This is a genomic window from Pseudomonas sp. B15(2017), assembly GCF_002113215.1.
Classification (GTDB): Bacteria; Pseudomonadota; Gammaproteobacteria; order Pseudomonadales; family Pseudomonadaceae; genus Aquipseudomonas.
Map to the genome: position 1 here is coordinate 228,027 of NZ_NEJZ01000002.1, position 21,151 is coordinate 249,177.

The 21,151-nt window shown below is 59.2% G+C and carries 25 protein-coding genes and 1 pseudogene; 8 read left to right on the forward strand and 18 right to left on the reverse strand.

All coding sequences use genetic code 11. The annotated features are described in order from the left end of the window. Nucleotides 1-34: 34 nt before the first annotated feature. The gene (locus tag CAF73_RS03800; protein ID WP_166673454.1) at nucleotides 35-937 is read right to left on the reverse strand and encodes a LysR family transcriptional regulator; all 903 of its coding nucleotides are present in this window, start codon (nucleotides 935-937) and stop codon (nucleotides 35-37) included. A 123-nt stretch (nucleotides 938-1,060) separates the two neighbouring features. Here CAF73_RS03800 and CAF73_RS03805 point away from each other — a divergent pair, with 123 nt between their 5' ends. After that, the gene (locus CAF73_RS03805) at nucleotides 1,061-2,491 is read left to right on the forward strand and encodes an aldehyde dehydrogenase family protein (RefSeq protein ID WP_085701981.1); all 1,431 of its coding nucleotides are present in this window, start codon (nucleotides 1,061-1,063) and stop codon (nucleotides 2,489-2,491) included. Between the two features lie 22 nt (nucleotides 2,492-2,513). Here CAF73_RS03805 and CAF73_RS30120 read toward each other — a convergent pair. The 9 genes and pseudogenes from CAF73_RS30120 to CAF73_RS03845 all read right to left on the reverse strand — a co-directional run. After that, nucleotides 2,514-2,694 (reverse strand): annotated as a pseudogene (locus CAF73_RS30120) (hypothetical protein); the annotation flags it as partial. A gap of 83 nt (nucleotides 2,695-2,777) precedes the next feature. Beyond that, the gene (locus CAF73_RS03810) at nucleotides 2,778-3,008 is read right to left on the reverse strand and encodes a hypothetical protein (protein ID WP_085696003.1); all 231 of its coding nucleotides are present in this window, start codon (nucleotides 3,006-3,008) and stop codon (nucleotides 2,778-2,780) included. Between the two features lie 117 nt (nucleotides 3,009-3,125). Then, on the reverse strand, nucleotides 3,126-3,359 hold the full coding sequence (locus CAF73_RS03815; RefSeq protein ID WP_085701982.1) for a hypothetical protein: 234 nt from the start codon (nucleotides 3,357-3,359) through the stop codon (nucleotides 3,126-3,128). A gap of 71 nt (nucleotides 3,360-3,430) precedes the next feature. Beyond that, nucleotides 3,431-5,056 (reverse strand): ABC-F family ATP-binding cassette domain-containing protein, encoded by a 1,626-nt coding sequence (locus CAF73_RS03820; protein WP_085701983.1) that lies wholly within the window; start codon nucleotides 5,054-5,056, stop codon nucleotides 3,431-3,433. 143 nt (nucleotides 5,057-5,199) lie between these two features. After that, nucleotides 5,200-6,237 (reverse strand): DNA topoisomerase IB, encoded by a 1,038-nt coding sequence (locus tag CAF73_RS03825; protein ID WP_085701984.1) that lies wholly within the window; start codon nucleotides 6,235-6,237, stop codon nucleotides 5,200-5,202. Nucleotides 6,238-6,310: 73 nt separating this feature from the next. Then, a complete protein-coding gene (gene modC, locus CAF73_RS03830) occupies nucleotides 6,311-7,390 on the reverse strand; it encodes a molybdenum ABC transporter ATP-binding protein (RefSeq protein WP_085701985.1) in 1,080 nt (359 codons plus the stop codon). A gap of 3 nt (nucleotides 7,391-7,393) precedes the next feature. Continuing rightward, nucleotides 7,394-8,074: a molybdate ABC transporter permease subunit gene (gene modB, locus CAF73_RS03835; RefSeq protein WP_085701986.1), complete on the reverse strand. Its 681-nt coding sequence runs from the start codon at nucleotides 8,072-8,074 to the stop codon at nucleotides 7,394-7,396. Continuing rightward, nucleotides 8,075-8,830 (reverse strand): molybdate ABC transporter substrate-binding protein, encoded by a 756-nt coding sequence (modA, locus tag CAF73_RS03840; RefSeq protein WP_085701987.1) that lies wholly within the window; start codon nucleotides 8,828-8,830, stop codon nucleotides 8,075-8,077. Nucleotides 8,831-9,003: 173 nt separating this feature from the next. Further along, nucleotides 9,004-10,065, reverse strand: a complete 1,062-nt coding sequence (locus CAF73_RS03845) for a nitronate monooxygenase family protein (RefSeq protein ID WP_085696009.1) — start codon at nucleotides 10,063-10,065, stop codon at nucleotides 9,004-9,006. Between the two features lie 214 nt (nucleotides 10,066-10,279). Between CAF73_RS03845 and CAF73_RS03850 the strand changes: the two genes are divergently transcribed. Continuing rightward, nucleotides 10,280-10,819 carry an alcohol dehydrogenase catalytic domain-containing protein gene (locus tag CAF73_RS03850; protein WP_085701988.1) on the forward strand — a complete coding sequence of 180 codons (540 nt, stop codon included), beginning with the start codon at nucleotides 10,280-10,282 and terminating at the stop codon, nucleotides 10,817-10,819. Nucleotides 10,820-10,985: 166 nt separating this feature from the next. Here the strand turns inward: CAF73_RS03850 and ada are convergent, their stop codons facing one another. The 5 genes from ada to CAF73_RS03870 all read right to left on the reverse strand — a co-directional run bounded on the left by ada (nucleotide 10,986) and on the right by CAF73_RS03870 (nucleotide 14,122). Then, nucleotides 10,986-12,053 (reverse strand): bifunctional DNA-binding transcriptional regulator/O6-methylguanine-DNA methyltransferase Ada, encoded by a 1,068-nt coding sequence (ada, locus tag CAF73_RS03855; RefSeq protein WP_085701989.1) that lies wholly within the window; start codon nucleotides 12,051-12,053, stop codon nucleotides 10,986-10,988. 88 nt (nucleotides 12,054-12,141) lie between these two features. Continuing rightward, nucleotides 12,142-12,804, reverse strand: coding sequence for a DNA oxidative demethylase AlkB (alkB, locus tag CAF73_RS03860; protein ID WP_085701990.1), 663 nt, complete (start codon nucleotides 12,802-12,804; stop codon nucleotides 12,142-12,144). 5 nt (nucleotides 12,805-12,809) lie between these two features. Beyond that, on the reverse strand, nucleotides 12,810-13,523 hold the full coding sequence (locus CAF73_RS03865; RefSeq protein ID WP_085696013.1) for a 2OG-Fe(II) oxygenase: 714 nt from the start codon (nucleotides 13,521-13,523) through the stop codon (nucleotides 12,810-12,812). 91 nt (nucleotides 13,524-13,614) lie between these two features. Continuing rightward, the gene (locus tag CAF73_RS30125; RefSeq protein ID WP_170929678.1) at nucleotides 13,615-13,785 is read right to left on the reverse strand and encodes a hypothetical protein; all 171 of its coding nucleotides are present in this window, start codon (nucleotides 13,783-13,785) and stop codon (nucleotides 13,615-13,617) included. Between the two features lie 34 nt (nucleotides 13,786-13,819). Then, nucleotides 13,820-14,122, reverse strand: coding sequence for a DUF1883 domain-containing protein (locus CAF73_RS03870; RefSeq protein WP_007958929.1), 303 nt, complete (start codon nucleotides 14,120-14,122; stop codon nucleotides 13,820-13,822). A 211-nt stretch (nucleotides 14,123-14,333) separates the two neighbouring features. Here CAF73_RS03870 and CAF73_RS03875 point away from each other — a divergent pair, with 211 nt between their 5' ends. Then, the gene (locus CAF73_RS03875) at nucleotides 14,334-14,690 is read left to right on the forward strand and encodes a hypothetical protein (protein ID WP_085701991.1); all 357 of its coding nucleotides are present in this window, start codon (nucleotides 14,334-14,336) and stop codon (nucleotides 14,688-14,690) included. A 72-nt stretch (nucleotides 14,691-14,762) separates the two neighbouring features. Next, a complete protein-coding gene (locus CAF73_RS03880) occupies nucleotides 14,763-14,993 on the forward strand; it encodes a hypothetical protein (protein ID WP_011334337.1) in 231 nt (76 codons plus the stop codon). 2 nt (nucleotides 14,994-14,995) lie between these two features. Here CAF73_RS03880 and CAF73_RS03885 read toward each other — a convergent pair whose 3' ends face one another. Both CAF73_RS03885 and CAF73_RS03890 read right to left on the reverse strand, forming a co-directional pair. Then, on the reverse strand, nucleotides 14,996-15,292 hold the full coding sequence (locus CAF73_RS03885; RefSeq protein ID WP_085696015.1) for a hypothetical protein: 297 nt from the start codon (nucleotides 15,290-15,292) through the stop codon (nucleotides 14,996-14,998). Between the two features lie 140 nt (nucleotides 15,293-15,432). Beyond that, nucleotides 15,433-15,621, reverse strand: a complete 189-nt coding sequence (locus tag CAF73_RS03890) for a hypothetical protein (protein WP_085696016.1) — start codon at nucleotides 15,619-15,621, stop codon at nucleotides 15,433-15,435. Between the two features lie 246 nt (nucleotides 15,622-15,867). Here CAF73_RS03890 and galU point away from each other — a divergent pair, with 246 nt between their 5' ends. The 4 genes from galU (at nucleotide 15,868) to gorA (ending at nucleotide 19,975) form a co-directional block, all read left to right on the forward strand. Continuing rightward, entirely contained in the window at nucleotides 15,868-16,707 is an 840-nt protein-coding gene (gene galU / locus CAF73_RS03895; RefSeq protein WP_085701992.1) for a UTP--glucose-1-phosphate uridylyltransferase GalU, read from the forward strand. 273 nt (nucleotides 16,708-16,980) lie between these two features. Next, entirely contained in the window at nucleotides 16,981-18,129 is a 1,149-nt protein-coding gene (locus tag CAF73_RS03900) for an MFS transporter (protein WP_256574608.1), read from the forward strand. Nucleotides 18,130-18,136: 7 nt separating this feature from the next. After that, the gene (locus CAF73_RS30390) at nucleotides 18,137-18,511 is read left to right on the forward strand and encodes a hypothetical protein (RefSeq protein WP_256574609.1); all 375 of its coding nucleotides are present in this window, start codon (nucleotides 18,137-18,139) and stop codon (nucleotides 18,509-18,511) included. Between the two features lie 105 nt (nucleotides 18,512-18,616). After that, nucleotides 18,617-19,975 (forward strand): glutathione-disulfide reductase, encoded by a 1,359-nt coding sequence (gene gorA, locus CAF73_RS03905; RefSeq protein ID WP_085696017.1) that lies wholly within the window; start codon nucleotides 18,617-18,619, stop codon nucleotides 19,973-19,975. Here the strand turns inward: gorA and CAF73_RS03910 are convergent. Beyond that, nucleotides 19,972-20,976: a DNA-binding protein gene (locus CAF73_RS03910; RefSeq protein ID WP_085701993.1), complete on the reverse strand. Its 1,005-nt coding sequence runs from the start codon at nucleotides 20,974-20,976 to the stop codon at nucleotides 19,972-19,974. The genes gorA and CAF73_RS03910 overlap by 4 nt on opposite strands. Between the last annotated feature and the right edge of the window lie 175 nt (nucleotides 20,977-21,151).

Here is a 21,151-nt window from a genome sequence, read left to right on the forward strand (position 1 = left end):
GAAGGGGGGACGATAAAAAGGCGGCGGAACATTATCAAACCACCGTGGGCCGCAACTCCTGCGCCAGTTCAATCAGTGCGCGCAATCGCGCCGGCACGAAGCGATGGCCCGAGTAGTAGAGCCTCAACCCGCCAAACGACGGGCACCATGGCATCAACACCGGCACGAGGGCGCCGCTCGCCAGTTCTTCTTGGATGAACCACTCGGAAATGAAGCCAATGCCAAGGCCCAACACCACGGCCTGTTTGATGGCCAGCAACTCGTTGGAGGCGAAGCGCACCGGCAGATCCATCTGCAGCTTTTGGCCATCGCGCTCCAATTCCCACTGGTAGAGGCCACCATGGGCCATGCGCATGCAGATGCTCTGGTGGGTGAGCAGATCTCGCGGATGCTCGGGCACGCCGTGGCGTTCGAGGTACTCGGGCGTTGCTACCACGAGCATCCGGATGTCACCTGACAGTGGCACGGCAATCATGTCTTGCGGCACAGATTCCGCCAGGCGGATCCCGGCGTCGAAGCCACCGGCGATGATGTCGACCATGCTTGATTCGCTGACGATGTCGATGCGCACTTCGGGATAGCGCTGAGCGTACTGCTTCAATAGCGGATCCAATAGCAGGTAGGCCGCGCCATGCGGTGCATTGATGCGCAATGTGCCGCTGGGTTCATCGGGGCCGAGGCTGGCTTCTTCGCCGGCACTTTTGATCTGCGCCAACGCAGGTGCGATGCGTGCCACATAGCGTTGCCCGATGTCGGTGAGGGCCACGCTGCGCGTGGAGCGATTGAACAGGCGAACTTTCAGTCGTGCTTCCAGGCCGGCCACCGCACTGCTCACGGCGGTAGTGGACATGCCCAATTCCTGTGCTGCGCCGCGAAAACTGCTGCGGCGCGCCACGGCCAGAACCACTTCCAGCTCGGTCATTCCTGTTCTGTGCATGGATTGTCCTGAATATGCGGATGCTTCATAAGCCAAAGGGTGGCTTATCGGAATAATGAACCCTTCTTAGACTTCATCACAGAGGCTCGATTCAGGCGAGTCGTTTTTGAGCGAGGAGTCGCCATGCAACTCATTGAACATATCTACATCGACGGCGAGTTCGTCATTCCGCACGGTCAGGAATGGTTCGACCTTCATAACCCGAGCACCGAGGAAGTCATCGGTCAGGTTCGGCTGGGCGATGCATTGGACGCACAGCGTGCGATCGCAGCCGCCAAGGTTGCGTTTCCGGCGTGGTCTCGTACCAGTCGGGAGGAGCGCATTGCGGCACTGCAACGCATGCACCGGGCCATGGCGGCAAGGGAGGAGGAACTGCTGGAAGCCATCCTCGTGGAATACGGCGCGCCTGCGGTTCGCGGGCGCTGGATGGCGACTTATCCGGCCGATGTGATTGCGCAAGCAATCGATGCACTGGAGGCGTTCGATTTCGAGGAACAGGTCGGCGTGGCCAGGGTCATTCTGACGCCCGTGGGCGTGACCGGCCTGATTACGCCCTGGAACAGCAATGCGGGCTTCATCTGCAACAAGCTGGCCACCGCGCTGGCGACAGGCTGCACCGCTGTCATCAAGCCCAGCGAAATGAGCGCGTTGCAGACGCAGGTCGTGGTCAGGGCGTTGCACGAAGCGGGGCTGCCACCGGGTGTATTCAATGTCGTCAACGGACGGGGCGATGTGGTTGGCGAGGAGATCGCCCGTCATCCCGACGTTGCCAAGATCTCGTTCACGGGTTCGTCCGCTGTCGGTCAGCATCTGGTAAGAACCGGTGCCGACACCATGAAGCGCGTGACGCTCGAATTGGGCGGCAAGTCCCCCACCGTGGTGCTTGACGATGCTGATTTCCAGGCGGTCATGCCGTTGGTGCTGCAAGCCGGATTTCTCAACAGCGGCCAGGCTTGCATCGCGGGCACTCGCATCCTCGTGCCGCGCAGCCGGCTGGCAGAGTTCGAGCGAATTGCGAAGGAGGGTGTCTCACAGATTCAATCGGGCGATCCACGCAACGCCGACACCGACATCGGTCCGATGGTGAGCCAGAAACAATGGGAGCGGGTGCAGCGCTACATCCGTACCGGCCACGAAGAAGGCGCGAGGTTGCTGGCGGGTGGCGAAGGTCGCCCGGAAGGCTTGCATGCCGGATGGTTCGTGAAGCCCACGATCTTCACTGATGCCACCAACCGGATGCGCATCGCGCGTGAGGAAATTTTCGGCCCCGTGCTGACGATCATCCCCTACGAGGATGATGCCGATGCGATCAGCATTGCCAACGATACGGACTATGGGCTGAGCGCCCTGGTGCTGGGAAAAAGCTCCGAACGTTGTATGAACGTCGCCCGTCAGATCGATTCGGGACGCGTGCTCATCAACACCCTGGCCCACGAACCGCGTGCCCCTTTCGGTGGATTCAAGCATTCAGGCCTTGGGCGCGAAATGGGCAGGTGGGGGATGAGCGCGTATTTGGAGCCAAAGACGTTGATCGGCTATGACCCATTGAAATGACTGGGTCAGGTCCCTGTCTTGCAGTCCTGGAATGGCGAGCCGCGCGCCGGGGCTGCATTGCGCTGTTCTTTGCGGGCATCCTTGTATGCGTCGGTATTGCGGCAGCTGCGGCACTTCACTCGATTGAGTTCGCTGCTCGAGGAGAGGTTGTTGCCCTTGTGCCCACAGGCCAGATGCCCGTTTACTTTGAAATGAATGACCATGAGACGTCTCCTTGGTGACGTGTAAAGGGTTTGACCTTACACACCTCCAAGACGTTCTTTCATGCAGCAGGTGAACCGATGTCCTACCTGAAGCGTGGCAACGGCCGGTCGATCGGTTTGAGCGATGACAGGGTGCTGCGAATCAGCGGGGTATCCTTTTCGATATCGTTCAACCGGTCGCGGATGCGCAGGGCGGTAGGGTGTCCGCCTTGATGGTCGACCCAGTCGGCGATCTCTTTGCAGGCTGCCGCGAGACGCGCCTCCCTGGCCTCGAGCAAGGTAAGGAGAGTGGTGATGGACTCTTTTTCGGACATGGAACACCTCCGTTCATTAATCCGCTCGGTGGCAGCAAAAAGCTCGCGAGGGCGAGCTTTCTGCCGTTGGGGCGCTGCTCCTTCAGCTGATTTTGAGTATAGACCCGTAAATGACCGCTATCGGCCCGAAGACTCGGGTGCGGTCACTCGCGAGCTGGCGGCGTTGAGCCGATGACATTCCTTGCGGGCGTCCTCTTCCCGATCGTAGCCATCGCCGATGAAACCGCCGGTTCGCGTGTCGCAGATGCGATACCAGCCTTGGGCTTCGGCGGGCTCATGGAGGGTTTCTCCTGCGCGCCGACCGTGGATGACGATCTTGTTGCAGCGCTTCACGACGAATATGTCTTCCATGGCGTCACCGCAGCTGATTCGTACCAGATCAACTATAGAAGCCCTGACCGATCGTGCAAAAAATAGGCAAGTCAGTTCGTCGGTTGCAGTTGCCAGCCTGATCGGTGCCAGCGCAGACAGTGGGTCGGATTCAACGCCTCAAGGAAGTGCTGATCGTGGGAAACGGCGACAATGGCGCCCGGAAATGTCTGCAACGCTCGTTCGAATGCTTCCACCGATTGCAGATCCAGATGGTTGGTCGGTTCATCCAGCAGCAACAGCTGCGCAGGATCCGCTCGCCACAAGGCCAGCGCCAATGCCGCTTTCAGACGCTCGCCACCGCTCAATGCTGCACAGAGACCCGTGGCGCGGCTCGCATCCAGTTGCAAGTGCGCGAGATAGCTGCGCAGAGTGCCCTCAGTGAGCGCGGCTCCCTGCATCATCAGTTGCTCGGTGATAGAGCGCTGATCGTCCAGTTGCGCCAATTGCTGATCCAGGAACGCGAAGGGCACGTGGGTTGTGGCAGTACCATCGACAGGTGTCAGTTCCCCGGCGAGCACTTTCAACAGCGTTGATTTGCCACAGCCGTTTGGCCCGCTGACAGCGATGCGCATCGGGCCATGGATCGCAAGATTCAGCGCATCGTTCGGCAACCATGGCAGCCGAGCGTCAATCAGCGTGCAGATCTGTCGGTTGTTCGGCACGGCGCTGCCGGGCAGATTGATCAGCACACTGTCCTCAGGCTGCACCTTTGCGTAAGCCTCGCGCACCTGGGCGTCGAGTTCTGACTTGCGGGCCTTATGACCCTGACGGACATGCCCCATGATTTCCCGTGCCGCGCCCTTGATCGCCACGTATTCGAAACTGGCAATGTTGGCGGTTTCGGCGTTGCGACGGGAGTTGGCGGCGTGGCGCTGTACCGTGTCGTGTTCGCGCCGTAATCGAACCCGCTCGCGCTGGCGTTCGCTTCTGGCGTGGTCGAGACGTGCCTGCGCAGCCGCCTGATGAATTCGCTGATGTTCGCGGAACGCCGAATAATTACCACCGAATTCAACGGCGCCCGACGCGCTCAGCTCGACGATCCGCTGCATCCGGTCGAGCAGTTGCCGATCATGGCTGACGACGATCAAACCGGTGTGCCAGCGCTCAAGCGAGTTCATCAGCCATTGGCGTCCGGATGTATCCAGGTGGTTGGTCGGCTCATCCAGAACCAGCAGCGGAGCCTGACTCAAAAAAGCGCCAATCAGGGCAATCCGCGCTTGCTGGCCGCCGCTGAGGTTGCCGGTCTTGTCGGTGAAGGCGACTTCGCTCAGTCCTGAGTCATCGAGCAAGCGGCGCAACCGCTCTGCCAGATCCCATTGTTCGCCAATAAGTTCGAAATCCTCGACTGATCCGCAGCCCTGGTTCATTCGCTCCAGAGCCCGAAGAATCGCGGCGCAGCCGGTGGACTCGGCGACTGTCTGGCCGTGTGTCGCGACAACGTTTTGCGCCACATAGGTTGTCGCCACGGCGCGCGTCACGCTGCCGCTGGTGGGTTGCCAATGTCCTGCGATCAGGCGCGCGAGTACGCTTTTGCCAACGCCGTTGCGCCCAACGATGGCGGTCGGGGTGTGATCGAATTTCAGATTGAGTGCAGTGAAAATCGTCTCGCCATTGGCGAACTGAAAACCCAGTTGATTCAGGGAGACGAGAGCAGGCGTACGCGAGACGTGAGTCATCGGCACCTCCAAAAAATGTTGTGAACACTGACAAGCGCCATGACCGGCGTGTCGCGATTACATTTTTGAAGGCTTAGTTGTTCACTTCTGCGATCGTCCTGAGGAGGTAAGAGGGCGTAGCCTAGTCGAGATGGGCGCAGGCTTCAAGGCGCGCCTGCTTGCTCGGCCATGCGCTCGAGGAACAGCGCCAACGCAACTTCCTCCTTGCGCAGGCCTTTGCGGATGCGCGGTTTCGGCAACTCGGCCAGGGCCCCGAGCATGAAATGTTCGACCACTGCCGGGTGGATATAGCACTTGCGACAAACTGCCGGCGTGTTGCCCAGTTGGCGGGCGACTCCCTTCACCATCTCGACCACATGCCGCTTGGCCTCGGTCTCGGACTCCCATTGCAGTTCCCGCAGGACCGCCAGAGCGAGGGCGCTGCCGGCCCAGGTCCGATAATCCTTGGCGGTAAAATCCGCACCGGTCAGGGTTTGCAGGTAGGTGTTGACATCAGAGGAACTGACGGTGTGCCGCTCGCCGTTTTCATCCAGATACTGGAACAGGTTCTGTCCCGGAATTTCCAGGCAGCGCTTGATGATGCGAGCCAGTCGCCGGTCCTTCACCGTGATCTGGTGTTCTATACCGCTCTTGCCGCGAAACTGAAACAGGATCGCACTGCCGTTGACCTCGACATGCCGGCTGCGCAGGGTCGTCAGGCCGTAGGAGCGATTGTCCCGGGCGTATTGCGTGTTGCCGACGCGGATCAGCGTGGCGTCGAGCAGCGTGATGACCGTGGCCATGACTTTGTCGCGGCTGAAACCCGGCGCTGCCAGCAGCTTCTCCAGCTGTTTACGCAGTTTGGGCAGCGCCAGACCGAACTCGCGCAGGCGTGAATACTTATCCGCGTCGCGTACTTCGCGCCAGCGCGGGTGATAGCGATATTGCTTGCGTCCACGAGCGTCGCGGCCGGTGGCTTGCAAATGGCCGCGCGGGTCGGCGCAAATCCACACGTCGGTGTAGGCCGGTGGAACGGCCAGCGCGTTGATGCGTTTGATTTCGTCAGGATCGGTGATGCGCTGGCCTTCGGGATCGAAGTAGGCGAATTTTCCGCGCAACTTTTTGCGGGAGATACCGGGCTGCGTGTCATCAACGTAATGCAGATCAGAAGGCAACACTTCGGTGAGCACAGTATCGGGCATGGCGGACTTCCTTCGCGGCAAATCAGGCTGTTAAAGCCATTGACCGCGCGCCATGACGGTCGTGCCCGCGGATTTAAGCCAGTACCGCGACAGCCTTGATCTGTGCCCACAATGACTGGCCCGGATGCACGCCAAGCTGGTCCCGAGAATACCGAGTGATGCGCGCCAGCAACGGTGTTCCCCCGGCATCGAGGCGGATGAGCACGTGCGCAGCGTTATCGGCTGGTTGCTCGCTGACGACTGTGACCGGCAGGCGATTGAGGATGCTGCTGAATTCGCTGTTTTGCAGGGTCAGGCTGATGTCCCGCGCGTGAACCTTGCATCGCAGTCTTTGGCCCTTCGCCAACGGCGCGTGGGTCACGCGAATGTTCAGGGGCGAGTCCGGTAGTTGCAGGGTGAGCAATTGATAGTCGGCATCGTACCCGCTGACCTGGCCTTCGATGATCACGCCGGCGTCGTTGTCCATGGCCAGGGGCAGGTCGAGCCGTGCCAGGGTTTCGCCAATCGGGCCGCTGGCCAGCGCTCTGCCGTCGCTGAGCAGCACCAGATGGTCGGCGAGCCTGGCCACTTCGTCCTGCGCGTGGCTGACATACAGCACGGGGATTTCCAGTTCGTCGTGCAGGCGTTGCAGGTAAGGCAGGATCTCACTTTTGCGCTGACTGTCGAGGGCTGCCAAAGGCTCATCCATCAGTAGCAGTCGGGGGCTGGTCAACAATGCGCGGGCGATGCCGACACGCTGGCGCTCACCGCCGGACAAGTGTTGCGGGTGGCGATCGAGCAAGTGGCCGATCCCCAGCAGTTCGGTGGCTTGGGTCAAGTCGACCCGGCGCTGTGCCCTGGCAATGCGCTTGAGGCCGAACTGCAGATTGGCCAGTACCGACAGATGCGGAAACAGGCTCGCTTCCTGAAACACATAACCGAGCGTGCGTTTGTGCGGCGGCACGAAAATGCCTTTTTCGCTGTCCTGCCAGACTTCGTCATTGATGCGGATAAAGGCGTGCGGCGCACGCTCAAGCCCGGCGATGCAGCGCAGACAAGTGGTCTTGCCCGAACCGGACTGACCGAACAGCGCTGTCACACCGCGACCGGGCATCTGCAGGTCAACATCGAGGCTGAAGCCTGACCAGGCCAGTTTCAGACGTGCATCAATCATCGATCAGCTCCAGCCCGCGCGGGTCTTGCGGCTGGAATACAGCGCCAGCAACACCAGAAACGAAAACACCAGCATCGCCCCGGCCAGCCAGTGCGCCTGGGCGTACTCCATGGCTTCGACGTGGTCGTAGATTTGTACGGAAACCACCCGGGTCTTGTCGGGAATATTCCCGCCGATCATCAGCACCACGCCGAATTCACCAACGGTGTGGGCGAAGCCAAGGATCGCTGCAGTGATGAAGCCGGGACGCGCCAGCGGCAGGATCACGCTGAAGAAGGTGTCCCAGGGATTGGCGCGTAATGTCGCGGCTACTTCCAGTGGGCGAGTGCCGATCGCGGAGAAGGCGTTTTGCAATGGCTGCACCACGAACGGCATGGAATACAGCACCGAACCGATCACCAGTCCAGTGAAGCTGAAGGTCAAGGTGCCGAGCCCCAGCCATTGGGTGAAATGGCCAATGAAGCCATTGGGGCCGAGGGCCAGCAGCAGATAGAAACCGATGACCGTCGGTGGCAGTACCAATGGAAGGGCGACAATCGCGCCGACTGGGCCGCGCAGCCAGGAACGGCTGCGCGACAACCACAAGGCAATCGGAGTGCCGACGACCAGCAAGATTGCGGTGGTCAGGGACGCCAGCTTCAGGGTCAGCCATATCGCCGCGAAATCGGCACTCGTCAGCGACATTTACAGCTGATAACCGTAGGACTTGATGACCGCAGCGGCTTTCGGGCCCTTGAGGTAATCAACCAGCGCCTTGGCAGCGGCGTTGTCTTTGCCTTTGTTCAGGATCACCGCGTCTTGCTTGATCGGGTCGTGCATGTTCGCTGGAACGATCCACGCCGAGCCGCTGCTGACCTTGCCGTCCTTGTAGATCTGCGACAGGGCAACGAAGCCCAGTTCGGCGTTGCCGGTGGACACGAACTGGTAAGCCTGGGTGATGTTCTGGCCTTCAACGATCTTGGCTTTGGTGGCCTCAGTCAGATTCAGTTTTTCCAGCACCTGAGTGGCGGCCAGACCATAAGGGGCGGCTTTCGGGTTGGCGATGGACAGGTGCTGATATTCGTTTTTCTTCAGGACGTCGCCTTTGGCATCGACGTAACCTTCCTTGGCCGACCACAGTGCCAGGGTGCCGATGGCGTAGGTGAAGCGCGAACCCTTGACGGTGTCGCCTTCTTTCTCGAGTTTTTCAGGGGTGGTGTCATCGGCCGAGAGGAACACGTCGAACGGCGCGCCGTTTTTGATCTGGGTGTAGAACTGGCCCGTGGCGCCATAGGCAGCGACCAGTTTGTGTCCGGTGTCTTTTTCGAAATCGGTGGCAATCGCCTGGATCGGTGCGGTGAAGTTGGCCGCGACGGCGACTTGCACTTCGTCGGCCTGGGCGGCGCCGATGGCGAATACCGCGAACAGGACAGGGGCAAAGCGGGTGGCACGATTGATCATGTAACGGCTCCGTGAATGGCAAGTGCAGTGGGCAGTTGTTATTGGAGGGATAGACTGCGCCGTACGATGGGGTGCAACGCTATATAGCGAAATATATAGCGAAATGCCGCCAAACGGGAAGCACTGCTTTTAAACCGAGTGAGGGCGTCACGCTCCTCACTCGCTCGGGTAGATCACCGCGTCAATTTTGCCAGCGCGCCTTCAGCCAGTTGCCGGGTCAGTTCAGCGGTGCCAAGGTCTTTGCCGAGCGTGAACGCCTGACCGGCCCACAGGTTACTGAATTCGGCTTCGCCTTTTGCGCGCAGCGGCATCAAGGCACCGCCAGCCAGCGGAAAGGCAGGGGCCTTGTCCGACATCGGGCCCAGTTCGCGCATCACTCGATTGAGAATCCCCCGTGCCGGACGCCCGGTAAACAGATTGGTTACCGCCGTCTCGCTTTCCTTGGCGGTGCGCAAGGCCTTGTGGTGCGAAGCACTGACTTTCGCTTCCGGGGTAAACAGATACGCCGTGCCGACCTGAACCGCCGAAGCGCCGAGCATGAACGCTGCTGCCACGCCGCGTGCATCGGCAATTGCACCGGCAGCAATCACCGGCACACTCACCGCATCGACCACTTGCGGCACCAGCGCAAACGTACCGACCTGACTGCTCAGGTCAGCGCTGAGGAACATCCCGCGATGACCTCCGGCCTCGTAACCCATGGCGATGATCGCGTCGCAACCGTTCTGCTCCAGCCAGATTGCTTCGTCGACGGTGGTTGCCGACGAGAGGATTTTCGCGCCGGTGGCCTTGACCCGATCCAGCAAGGCTTTTTCCGGCAGGCCGAAATGGAAGCTCACCACTTCAGGGCGAAATTCTTCCAGCACCTCGCAGGCGGCCGCATCGAAGGGCGCACGGTTGGACACCGGCGTCGGCGCATCGAAATCGACACCCAGTTCGCGATAGTAGGGCTCCAGCAGATTTTTCCACTCTCGCGCCTTTTGCTCATCGGCGGCCGGCGGTTGATGGCAGAAGAAGTTGACGTTGAACGGCTTGTTCGTGCCTTGGCGAATGGTCTTCAGCTCTTCGCGCAGTTGCTCGATGGTCAGCATCGCAGCCGGCATCGAACCGAGGCCACCGGCGTTGCACGCTGCGATGACCATCGAAGAATTGGTGGCACCGGCCATGGGTCCCTGGATGATCGGCAGTTCGATGCCGAAAAGGTCAAGAATGCGGGTATCAGGCCATTGGCTCATGGGATAGCTTCTCCGACGACAAAACAGGGCAGGGACGGTAGCAGCCGGTTTTTTAACGCAAAGCCACTCCCAAGACCAGCACAGATTTGTAGCTTGAACAGCCGGCGCTGGCTGTGCGTTCGGGTCCGATTGGCTAAAGGTCGAGTGGGGCAAAATGTTGCAGTGTGCTATTCCAATCCCTCGACATCCTGATTTCCACCCGTGAGAGGCAGTCATGTTCACAGGCATTTTGATCGACAAAGACGACAGCGGTTATCGCGCCAACCTGCAAGAGATTGATGACGAGCAGTTGCCTGCGGGCGATGTGACGGTTCGTGTCGCGTACAGCACGCTGAATTTCAAGGACGGCCTGGCGATCACCGGTAGCAGCCCGGTGGTGCGCAAGTTCCCGATGGTTCCGGGGATTGATCTGGCGGGCGTCATCGATTCAGTCGGCAGCCACACGCTTGCCAATGCCTGCGCCAGTACCCGGGCCGAAGGCACCGTGGCCGCATGCGGTCTGGCTCAGGGCATGGATTTCCCGGCGTCTGTGGCGCCGTTCATTTTGCGTGGCGTGACGCTGGCCGGGATCAACAGCGTGACCCAGCCCAAGGCTCGCCGCATCGAGGCCTGGAATCGTCTGGCGAAGGATCTGGATTTTGCGCTGTTGCCACTGATCAGCCATGAAATCGGTCTCGGCGAAGCTCTTGAGGCGGCTCCGAAGTTGCTCGCGGGTCAGTTGCGCGGACGGGTTGTGGTCGACGTCAATCGCTGAGACCTCAGCGCCATCGCGGCCCGCCCGGAGCATTCGATGTCACCGCCGGGATTGCGGTGACCGGGCCGTCAGCAGACGTCGAGACGAACCGGATCGAAAGCGGAAAATTTGCCACCGACTTCGAGGCCTGTCGGGCCCCGAATCGGTGGCGATTTACATCGCTGCGTTAAACCTGCGTTTCGCGCAGCAACAGCTCTCGCTTGCGTTCCACGCCCCAGCGGTAGCCGCTGAGGTTGCCGTCGCTGCGCACCACGCGGTGGCACGGAATGGCCACCGCGAGGCTGTTGGCGCCGCAAGCCTGGGCCACTGCGCGCACGGCTTTTGGCGAGCCGATACGCAAGGCGATGTCCGCGTAGCTGGCGGTGCTGCCGACCGGAATTTCGCGCAGCGCCTGCCACACACGTTCCTGAAACACCGTGCCGCGCACATCCAGCGGCAAATCCAGGCCGATGGCAGGCGCCTCTATAAAGCCGACGACGCGAGCGATCAGTTGTTCGAACTCGGCATCGGCACCGATCAGGTTGGCCCGGCGAAACTGGTCCTGCAGGTCGCACACCAGTTGGTGCGGATCGTCCCCCAGCAGAATCGCGCAGATTCCGCGCGCGCTCTGCGCCACCAGAATGGCGCCGAGCGAGCACTGGCCGACGGCGAAGCGGATGTCGTTGTTCTGCCCGGCTGCGCGGAAGTCGCCGGGTTTCATGCCCAGTACCTGATCGGCGGCCTCGTAGAAACGGCTGTTGGAATTGAAACCGGCGTCATACAACGCCTCGGTCACCGAGCCGCCGTCCGCCAGACGCTGACGGACCCGGCGCGAGCGATGTGCGGCGGCGTAGCCTTTTGGGGTCAGACCCGTTGCGGCCTTGAAGACGCGATGAAAGTGGAAGGCGCTCAGGCCAGCGGTTTCGGCGAGATCGTTGAGTGCCGGCAGGCTGTCCGACGCTTCGATCTGGCGACAGGCTGCCGCGACGGTGGCGGCATGCTGAGCAGCGACTTCGGTCTGATCCTTGCTCGCCCGTTTGCTGGGACGATAGCCCGCGGCCTCGGCTTCTCCGGCGGTGTCGAAGAACTCGACGTTCTGCGGTTTCGGCAAGCGCGCCAGGCTGCTGGGGCGGCAATAGATGCCGGTGGTTTTCACGGCATAGACAAACTGGCCGTCTGCCCGAGGGTCGCGTGCCACGACAGCGGCCCACCTTGGATCGTCTTCAGTGTTCAGCGAGGTGGAAAGCGTTTTCATGATGGAGAGTCCGTTGACCTGTTGAATGTCAGGTTAACCAGTGCCACCGGCCGGAACACTCCGACCCTTGCGGTCAAACTTTGCAGGATTATCCAGCGGTACGAAACGTCAGGTTGAAACGCTGCTCGCCCAGGCGCGGATGCCGACCGGGCTTGATCGGCAGGATCCCGTGGTAGCGCAGCCGGTCTACACCACCCCAGATCACCATGTCGCCGTGCAGCAGCGAGATTTTCTGGCTCCTGTCGCCGCGTGCGAAACCGCCGAACAGGAACGTTGCGGGTAGGCCCAAAGACAGCGAAACGATCGGCGCTTCGTAGGTTTTTTCGTCTTTGTCCTGATGCAGCGACATCTTTGCGCCTGGGACATAACGATTGATCAGGCAGGAGTCCGGAACGAAGTCGGCAAATCCGGCGCTTTTCGCTGCCGTCAGGGCCAGCTCGCGAAACACTTCGGGCATGGCCGGCCAGGGCTGATGGCTCACGGGATCTTCGGATGAATAGCGGTAGCCGCTGCGATCGGTGATCCAGCCCACTGCTCCGCAACTGCTGGTGGCCACCGACATGCTGAAGCCCCCGGGCGTCATCATGTGGCGCAGCGGGGCGCGAGCGATGATCGATTCCAGGGCCGGCAACAACTGCTCGATTTGTGGAAGGGCAAAGCCGCGCAGCACCCAGGATTGTTCACCGATCTGTTCGGTGCGCCGGGGCTGTTCGGATTCTGTGTCGGCGAACAGGTCGAAGGTGGTTTGCATGATCGTCAGGTCGCGTCGTGGAAAATGATGCCCAGAGTATGCCGTGTTCCGCTGTGCAATCGGCTGACGCCGTGGCGCATGCTTACTCGATAGTCGCCGCGCGTGCCTTTGACCGGGCGCTGGTTGACGGCAAAGATCAGCGCGTCGCCTTTTCTCAGGTCCATCACCAGCGGGCGCGACTGCATTCTCGGGCGCTGTTCAGTCAAAACGAACTCGCCGCCTGTGAAATCTTTGCCAGGTTCTGACAGAAGAATCGCCACTTGCAGCGGAAAGACATGTTCACCGTACAGATCCTGATGCAGACAGTTGTAGTCCTGCGGGCCGTATTGCAGCAAGAGCGGGGTAGGCCGCAATTGACCGGCGGCGTGGCAGCGATGGAGAAATTCGCTGTGCTGTTCTGGAAAGCGTTCAGGCAGCCCCATTCGCTCATGCCAGCGGTTGGCCAAAGGTACAAGTCGCGGGTAGAGCGCGCTGCGCAGGCGTTCGACCACGGGCGGAAGCGGATAGCGCAGGTATTTGTATTCCCCGCGCCCGAAACCGTGGCGGGCCATGATGACTTGGGATCGAAACGGTTCACTTTGTGGGTAAAGCGCACTCAATCGATCACAGGTGTCCGGGCGCAGCAGCGTACGGACGACCGCGCAACCGTCCTGGTCCAGTTGCTGCTCCAGGGCGATCCAGTCGAGCGCATCGAGCGGAGAGACGGATGAGCGTGACATGCTGATTCCTTGGCTTGCATTCAGGTCTCAGTGTGGGCCGTCCACCCGCTCGGAACACTCCGCCGCTTGCGGTCGAATTGTCATCCGGGTTTTACAGGGCCTTGCTGACGCTGATGTCGCTGATCACATCGTCACTCTGGCCGTGCAAGGCATCCAGTGCTGCCTTGGCTTCTTCCGGCGTGCCCTTTTCCAGTTGGGCGAACTCGAAACGGCGTTCACCGTTGAGTTTGTACTTGATCACGTATTTGGTCGTTTGGGCCACGTTGATGCTTACCTGTCTGCGTTGGCGGAGTCGCTCAGCTGAGTTTGGAGCTCGAGCGGCGAATGATCTTGATCGAGTGCGTCAGGGTCGGCTTGCGGGTCACGCTGATCGCACGGCGGTTGACGGTGTCGATGGTGATGTTCCAGAAGCCGGTGCTCGGCGCGGTAATACGGGCCGGGAACGTGTCGAAAGCACCACCGTGATAGGTGTGACGGCCGCCATTCTTGAAGCTGCGAAAGTTGGCGTCGTTCATCAAGCGGATATTGCAGGTTTGCGAGCATTGAATGACGACGATGTCGTCTTCGTTGAGGTGCTCGCGCTGGTGAATGAATTTCATGGGCGCCTCCAGAAGGGCTTTTTCTACAAAATCAAAACGATAGCATTGTCGATTGGCGCAGTTTATCAGCCCGGACAGGTTATTATCCGGCCGTCGGGCGCCGCTTTGACAATTAAAAACAGATATTCACGATTCGATGTGGATTAAATGCAATGGGCCTTGGAGAAAAACGGCATTCGTGCTGTCGGAGGGTCTTTATCGGAGGTTTTGTATGAAGTGGGGTGTGGTGATTCTGCCGTTGGCATTGGCAATGGGTGGTTGCGCAAGTGTTTCGGAAATCAATGAAACACTGCCGACCATGAACGTCATTTCCGGTAAGAAGCCCCATGAGTATGCTGAATGCCTGGCCGAGAAGCTGTCCGGCAGCCGGGGCGCCCTGCAGGTCGAGCGGCACAAGGACGAAGTCCGGGTCATCGTTCCGGGCAAGCTGGGATCAGGTCCCGCCGCAGTGTTTGATATCGAGGATCGCTCCGGTGGCAGCAGCATCAAGCTGCATGAACGGATGTCCAATGTGCCGCTGCGTCCATGGGATGTGCGCAAAGCCGCCACTGCCTGTATTTCCGGCTGATAGACTGTCAGCCGTCAGCATTGATGCCGTCACAGCGTTGCTGTGGCGGCATTGTCATTTCTGGAGAGGTGAATGAAGAGAGAGCAGGTGCGGGAGCGACACAAGGAAGGGCTCATTGCGGCTACCCATGTGATCCAGAACCCGGCAAATCCGGGAGAGTGGATCGTGTTCTTCAAGAAAAGCGCCGGTCGCAGTTATTTTCTGGTGGACGATAACGACGAAGTCGAATCCTTCAACCGACTCGATGACCTGATCGAGGTCGTGCGCGGACTGGGGATCAAATTCGCCGAAATTCACATGTAAGGCTACTTACATACCACTACTACGCTACGGGTTTTGTAGTTGCCGACATCGACGCCCAGCGTCTTGTCGTCTTCCTTGGGCGCCGGTGTGCCTTCAGTCCCGACAATGCGATAGCCGGTTCCGGCGCATGATGCATCAGCCTTTTCGTAACAGCTGGCCCAGGAATTGGCTTCGCCGGAGCAGTCGATGCTCAAACCCTGTTCGCCGTTGTTCAGGTAGGTGGTCTGCGATGTGGCGCAGCCGGCCAGGGCCGCGAGCGCAATCAGGGGTAGAAAACTGATGAAGGGGCGGTTGATCATGGCAATGTCGTCTTCGAGGAGGAGGGGGCTAGACGCTATGACAGCGCCGGCATGAAAAGGTTATAGCGATTGGCCAGTTCTTTGCGCACAGCCCAAAAAAAGCCCTGCGCGAAGGCAGGGCCGAGATTCGTGGTTGCCGATCAGTCTTGGTCCTTGCCGCGACGCTTCGGTGCAGGAGGCGTGTAATCAAGCACCGCGGCCACTTCTATCGCCATCGCTTCAGTGGGCAACGGACCGGACACATCTTCGCCGTTGGCGGCGGTGATATGCCACTGGCCATCTTTCGCCTTGGCGACGCTGTACCCATTGATGATTTTTGCTGCGGACATCTCACTGCCTCGTTGGCTGTTTCAAAGGCGTCATGATAACGGTAAATCGGCGACTGGCGCAGGTCGATGAGGTATTCCTGGATCTTTGGACTACGCTGATTTCGCAGCCTTTGTGTGCGGATTGAACTATCCGCGAGAATATTTCTCTATGTTGACATCGGTTAGCCAGTGCGGGGCATTGTAAGGTGCACGCCGCCTGATTAGACTGCGCCGAAACTCGTACACACAGCCCTTTCAAGGACTTATATGATCAAGAAATGCTTGTTCCCAGCAGCCGGTTACGGTACTCGCTTCCTCCCAGCGACGAAGGCCATGCCCAAAGAAATGCTGCCGGTGGTAAACAAGCCACTGATCCAGTACGGCGTCGAAGAAGCTCTGGATGCTGGCCTGAACGAAATCTCCATCGTGACCGGTCGTGGCAAGCGCGCCCTGGAAGACCACTTCGACATCAGCTATGAACTGGAAAACCAGATCAAAGGCACCGACAAGGAAAAATACCTGGTCGGTATCCGCAAGCTGCTGAACGAGTGCTCGTTCTCCTACACTCGTCAGACCGAAATGAAAGGCCTGGGCCACGCGATCCTGACCGGTCGTCCGCTGATCGGTGACGAACCGTTCGCTGTGGTGCTGGCAGACGACCTGTGTGTCAACCTCGAAGGCGACGGCGTACTGACCCAGATGGTCAAGCTGTACAAACAGTTCCGCTGCTCGATCATTGCCATCCAGGAAGTCGATCCGCAGGAAACCAGCAAGTACGGTGTGATCGCTGGCGAAATGATCCGCGACGACATCTACCGCGTACACAGCATGGTCGAGAAGCCAAAGCCGGAAGACGCACCGTCGAACCTGGCGATCATCGGCCGCTATATCCTGACCCCGGACATTTTCGACCTGATCGAACAGACCGAGCCAGGCAAGGGCGGGGAAATCCAGATCACCGACGCCCTGATGAAACAAGCCCAGAACGGCTGCGTGATGGCCTACAAGTTCAAGGGCAAGCGTTTCGACTGCGGTGGTGCTGAAGGCTACATCGAAGCAACCAACTTCTGCTTCGAGAATTTCTACAAGACTGGCAAGGCGTACTGATAGCGCCTGACTGTCTGAAGGTACGTCACACGGTCTGAATCGTGTGATGCTAAAAACAAACGCCCCGACATGTTCGGGGCGTTTGCGTTTGTGGGGAGAAATAGCGCATCTCGATTCAATTCAGGATGCAATGTGAAACAAATGTTCGATTGTCAGCCTGCATGTTCGCTGCTGAACTGACTCGTCTTCGCCAGGGAGGTGCGGAGGACCGCGTTTCATGATCGTCGAAGGACAGTTGTGAAATTTATTCTCCAGCAATAAGGAGTGTTGCTTGTGGCGTTAAAGAATATGGCTGCAACACGAAGATCAAGTGGCAGACGCTGGTCAGGGCTGGCGGTGCTCATGTTGCCAGTGCTGCTGGTGACCGTTGATAACACCGTATTGGGTTTCGCGTTACCCAAAATCGCCGAAGCCTTGCGTCCGACGGCCAGCCAGCAGCTGTGGATGATTGATGCCTATTCGTTGGTTCTCGCAGGACTGCTGGTTTCGATGGGTAGCCTGGGTGATCGGGTGGGGCACCGTAAGTTGCTGCTTATCGGCTCGTTCGGGTTTGTGGTGGTCTCGGTGCTGACCGCATATTCCGCAACATCGATGCAGCTGATTATCGGGCGGGCTTGTATGGGGATTTTCGGTGCGATGTTGATGCCCTCCACGCTGGCATTGATACGTTCGGTGTTTGAGGATCGAGAAGAGCGCAGAGTGGCAGTAGCGATCTGGGCAACGACGCTGACTGTCGGCTCGGCACTAGGGCCTTTGGTGGGAGGGGTGTTGCTGCAGTTCTTTGATTGGGGCGCGATTTTTCTGTTGGCGGTACCCGTCCTGATTCCATTGTTAGTACTGGGGCCGCTGTTGCTCCCTGAATCAGAGCGTGATGTGTCGGGTCCGCTGGACCCGATCAGCATCCTTCAGTCGATGGTCGCACTGGGTTGTATCGTTTACAGCATCAAGCATGGCGCCAGTGAGGGCATTGACGGTGTTGTGTTTGGCACCTTTCTGGTAGGTGCACTGGCAGGCTGGATATTCGTACGTCGCCAGTTGCGTCTTCCTGTACCCCTGATGGACATGACCCTGTTCAGCAATGGCGCCTTCAGCGGATCAGTCCTTATCAATTTGATGAGTCTTGCGTTTCTTGTCGGCTTCGTTTTCTTCACGACTCAGTTTTTGCAGATTGTTCTGCAAATGGCGCCCTTGAGTGCGAGCCTTGCATTGGTGCCGGGGCAAATCATGGCGATTATGGTTGGAGTGGCAGTCGTCCCAGTCGCGCAGCGCATGCCGGTGCATGTACTGATACCGATTCTGGTGGCTTTCACCGGTGCGGCCTTTTTGCTGGTGGCCAGCATGGGCAGCAGTCTTGCGGTATTGGTAGTGGCGTTCGCGTTGCTCAACATCGGAGTGGGGGGCGATCGCTACGGTTTCCAATGATGTGATTTTGTCGGCAGCGCCCCCGGCGAAGGCAGGGGCGGCATCCGCCATCAGTGAAACAGCCTATGAAGTTGGCGTGGTGCTGGGTACTACTCTGATTGGCGGCCTGGTGACGGCTCACTACCGAGCAGACCTGCAGCTTCCAGCGTTTTTGAGCGATGTTCAGACGATGCTGGCAAGTGAAACGCTGGCTGGCGCTCATCATGTGGCGGCGGGGTTGGCGGGGGATCAAGCGCAACAGTTGATGCAGCAGGCGGGAAGTGCATTTGCGGGCGGAATTGCATTGGCATCGTGGCTCGCTTTCGGCCTGGCGCTCGTAGCGATTCTGATCGCCTGGCATACGTTGCGGCTGCCAAAAATTCAACCGGCAGAAAGCCATTAATCAAATGCTAACGGTAGAACCTCCCGGTATTGCCCGTCCCCTTGCAGTAGAGACTTGCTCAATAAGCATCTGCGGGTATGCTGATCGCCTGCCGAGGAGATAGAAATGGCCTACGATTTTGACCTTTATGTGATTGGCGCCGGTTCCGGCGGTGTGCGCGCTGCGCGTTTTGCGGCAGGTTTCGGCGCAAAAGTAGCGGTGGCCGAGAGCCGTTATCTGGGCGGTACCTGCGTCAATGTTGGTTGCGTACCGAAAAAACTGTTGGTGTACGGCGCCCACTTTGCCGAAGACTTCGAACAGTCCTCTGGTTTCGGCTGGCAACTGGGCGAGGCGGATTTTGACTGGGCCACGCTGATTGCCAACAAGGATCGCGAAATCAATCGCCTGAACGGCATTTATCGCAATCTGCTGGTCAACAGCGGCGTGACCCTGCATGAGGCTCACGCGAAAATCGTTGGCCCGCACGAAGTCGAGGTCAACGGCGAGCGCTACACCGCGAAGAATATTCTGATCGCCACCGGTGGCTGGCCGCAAATCCCCGAGATTCCGGGGCATGAGCATGCGATCAGCTCGAACCAGGCGTTCTTCCTCAAAGAGCTGCCCAAGCGTGTACTGGTCGTCGGTGGCGGTTACATCGCCGTCGAATTCGCCGGAATCTTCCATGGTCTGGGCGCCAATACGACGTTGCTGTATCGCGGAGATCTGTTCCTGCGCGGTTTCGACGGTTCGGTTCGTAAGCACTTGAAGGAAGAACTCACCAAGCGTGGCCTGGATCTGCAATTCAATGCCGACATTGCCCGTATCGACAAGCAATCAGATGGCAGCCTGAAAGCAACCCTCAAGGATGGTCGCGTGCTGGAAGCCGATTGTGTGTTCTATGCCACCGGCCGACGTCCGATGCTGGACAACCTGGGGCTGGAAAATACCGATGTGCAGCTCGACGACAAAGGCTTCATTAAGGTCGATGAGCAGTTTCAAACCACCGAGCCTTCAATCCTGGCGCTGGGCGATGTCATCGGTCGTGTTCAGTTGACGCCGGTGGCGCTGGCTGAGGGCATGGCAGTGGCGCGGCGTCTGTTCAAGCCTGAGCAATACCGTCCGGTGGATTACAAGATGATCCCGACGGCAGTGTTCAGTCTGCCGAACATCGGCACCGTCGGTCTGACTGAAGAGGAGGCGCGGGAGGCGGGTCACGACGTGGTGATCTACGAAAGCCGCTTCCGGCCGATGAAGCTGACCCTGACGGACTGCCAGGAGCGCACGCTGATGAAGCTGGTGGTCGATGGCAAGTCTGACAAGGTGTTGGGCTGTCACATGGTCGGCCCGGATGCTGGCGAGATCGTGCAGGGGCTGGCAATCGCTTTGAAGGCTGGCGCAACCAAGCGTGACTTCGACGACACCATCGGAGTGCATCCGACGGCGGCCGAAGAGTTTGTCACAATGCGTACGCCGGTCGGCGCTTAAATCTTTTTCGGTTGGGCTGCGTCTGGCGCTGCCTCAGCGGTAGTAGCCAGGCGCAGGCTGTCTTGCGCCTTGGTTAATTCTTTTTCCAATGACTGATTGAGCTGCGACTGCTCGTCGACGTTCTGCTTGAGCGTCTGACTTTCCAGCAGGGCCACGCGCAGACGTTCCTGGAGGAGGGTGCGTTCACTGTCGACGCGGGACGCTTGCTCCAGCAATTGATCCTGACGCTGATTACTGTGCTTGAGCTGATCCTGCAACAGGCTCAGTTCGCGCACGGTGCCGCGATTTTCGGTCAGCAGGCGTTCGTTGTCGCGGTGCAGCTGGGTGATTTCGTCCTGACGTACGAGGGCGCTTTGCTGCGCCTGGCGCAACTCCATCTGCAACTGCTGCACCTGCGTCTCGTGACGGCTTTGCTCCTGCTCACGCTGCTCCTTGATGGCGTTGCGGTAGTGTTCAAGCGCATCGCGGGCGTGCAGGTGCTTCTCTTCCAGCGAGCGGATCTGCTCGTCCTTGTCCTGCAAGCGCAATTCAAAATCGGCCAGCGCCTGATTCAGTCCGGCGTTGCGGGTCTGCTCGGTCTGCAGCATCGAGCGGGTATCGCTCAGGGCTTCGGATTCCTTTGCCAGCGCGGCAGTCTGAATGTCGTGCTTCTTCTCCAGCTGCGCATGATCCTGACGAAGCTGATTCAGCTCGTTTTCCAGTGCCTGACGCTGATGCTCGTACTGCTCGCGTGCCTGATCAATCGGCTCCTGCGCCTGTTCTTTCAGGCGCTGGGCGAGGCGTGTGACGAGGGCGAGGAGTTCGTCATCGACAGGTTCTGCCGACGGATCGGCCGGTTCGCTGCCGTCATCCAGTTCCTTCAGGTAGCGATGAATTGTGGTTTTGGAACCCGTATTGCCCAGCTCGATGCGTACTGCGTCGATGCTGGGGTGTTCGCCACGGGCGAGAATCGCTGCGCGCGCGATCTGGACTACTGCTTTATTGACGCCGCCACGGGCCATATCTGCTCCTACCATTTCGTACTGTGGTACATGCCACTAAAGCACACAGTGTACCACGTTGAAATTAAAGTGAAATAAGCACCGATAAACGGACGGGATATACTGGTATTACCCCATGTGAAACCCATAAAATCGATTTCCGATCAAACCTTCAGTACGCAACGAGAAAATCAGC

Coding starts and splice junctions, on each gene's coding strand:
- CAF73_RS03800 (WP_166673454.1), bottom strand. CDS start 937: ATGCACAGAACAGGAATGACCGAGCTGGAAGTGGTTCTGGCCGTGGCG.
- CAF73_RS03805 (WP_085701981.1), top strand. CDS start 1,061: ATGCAACTCATTGAACATATCTACATCGACGGCGAGTTCGTCATTCCG.
- CAF73_RS03810 (WP_085696003.1), bottom strand. CDS start 3,008: ATGTCCGAAAAAGAGTCCATCACCACTCTCCTTACCTTGCTCGAGGCC.
- CAF73_RS03815 (WP_085701982.1), bottom strand. CDS start 3,359: ATGGAAGACATATTCGTCGTGAAGCGCTGCAACAAGATCGTCATCCAC.
- CAF73_RS03820 (WP_085701983.1), bottom strand. CDS start 5,056: ATGACTCACGTCTCGCGTACGCCTGCTCTCGTCTCCCTGAATCAACTG.
- CAF73_RS03825 (WP_085701984.1), bottom strand. CDS start 6,237: ATGCCCGATACTGTGCTCACCGAAGTGTTGCCTTCTGATCTGCATTAC.
- modC (WP_085701985.1), bottom strand. CDS start 7,390: ATGATTGATGCACGTCTGAAACTGGCCTGGTCAGGCTTCAGCCTCGAT.
- modB (WP_085701986.1), bottom strand. CDS start 8,074: ATGTCGCTGACGAGTGCCGATTTCGCGGCGATATGGCTGACCCTGAAG.
- modA (WP_085701987.1), bottom strand. CDS start 8,830: ATGATCAATCGTGCCACCCGCTTTGCCCCTGTCCTGTTCGCGGTATTC.
- CAF73_RS03845 (WP_085696009.1), bottom strand. CDS start 10,065: ATGAGCCAATGGCCTGATACCCGCATTCTTGACCTTTTCGGCATCGAA.
- CAF73_RS03850 (WP_085701988.1), top strand. CDS start 10,280: ATGTTCACAGGCATTTTGATCGACAAAGACGACAGCGGTTATCGCGCC.
- ada (WP_085701989.1), bottom strand. CDS start 12,053: ATGAAAACGCTTTCCACCTCGCTGAACACTGAAGACGATCCAAGGTGG.
- alkB (WP_085701990.1), bottom strand. CDS start 12,804: ATGCAAACCACCTTCGACCTGTTCGCCGACACAGAATCCGAACAGCCC.
- CAF73_RS03865 (WP_085696013.1), bottom strand. CDS start 13,523: ATGTCACGCTCATCCGTCTCTCCGCTCGATGCGCTCGACTGGATCGCC.
- CAF73_RS03870 (WP_007958929.1), bottom strand. CDS start 14,122: ATGAAATTCATTCACCAGCGCGAGCACCTCAACGAAGACGACATCGTC.
- CAF73_RS03875 (WP_085701991.1), top strand. CDS start 14,334: ATGAAGTGGGGTGTGGTGATTCTGCCGTTGGCATTGGCAATGGGTGGT.
- CAF73_RS03880 (WP_011334337.1), top strand. CDS start 14,763: ATGAAGAGAGAGCAGGTGCGGGAGCGACACAAGGAAGGGCTCATTGCG.
- CAF73_RS03885 (WP_085696015.1), bottom strand. CDS start 15,292: ATGATCAACCGCCCCTTCATCAGTTTTCTACCCCTGATTGCGCTCGCG.
- CAF73_RS03890 (WP_085696016.1), bottom strand. CDS start 15,621: ATGTCCGCAGCAAAAATCATCAATGGGTACAGCGTCGCCAAGGCGAAA.
- galU (WP_085701992.1), top strand. CDS start 15,868: ATGATCAAGAAATGCTTGTTCCCAGCAGCCGGTTACGGTACTCGCTTC.
- gorA (WP_085696017.1), top strand. CDS start 18,617: ATGGCCTACGATTTTGACCTTTATGTGATTGGCGCCGGTTCCGGCGGT.
- CAF73_RS03910 (WP_085701993.1), bottom strand. CDS start 20,976: ATGGCCCGTGGCGGCGTCAATAAAGCAGTAGTCCAGATCGCGCGCGCA.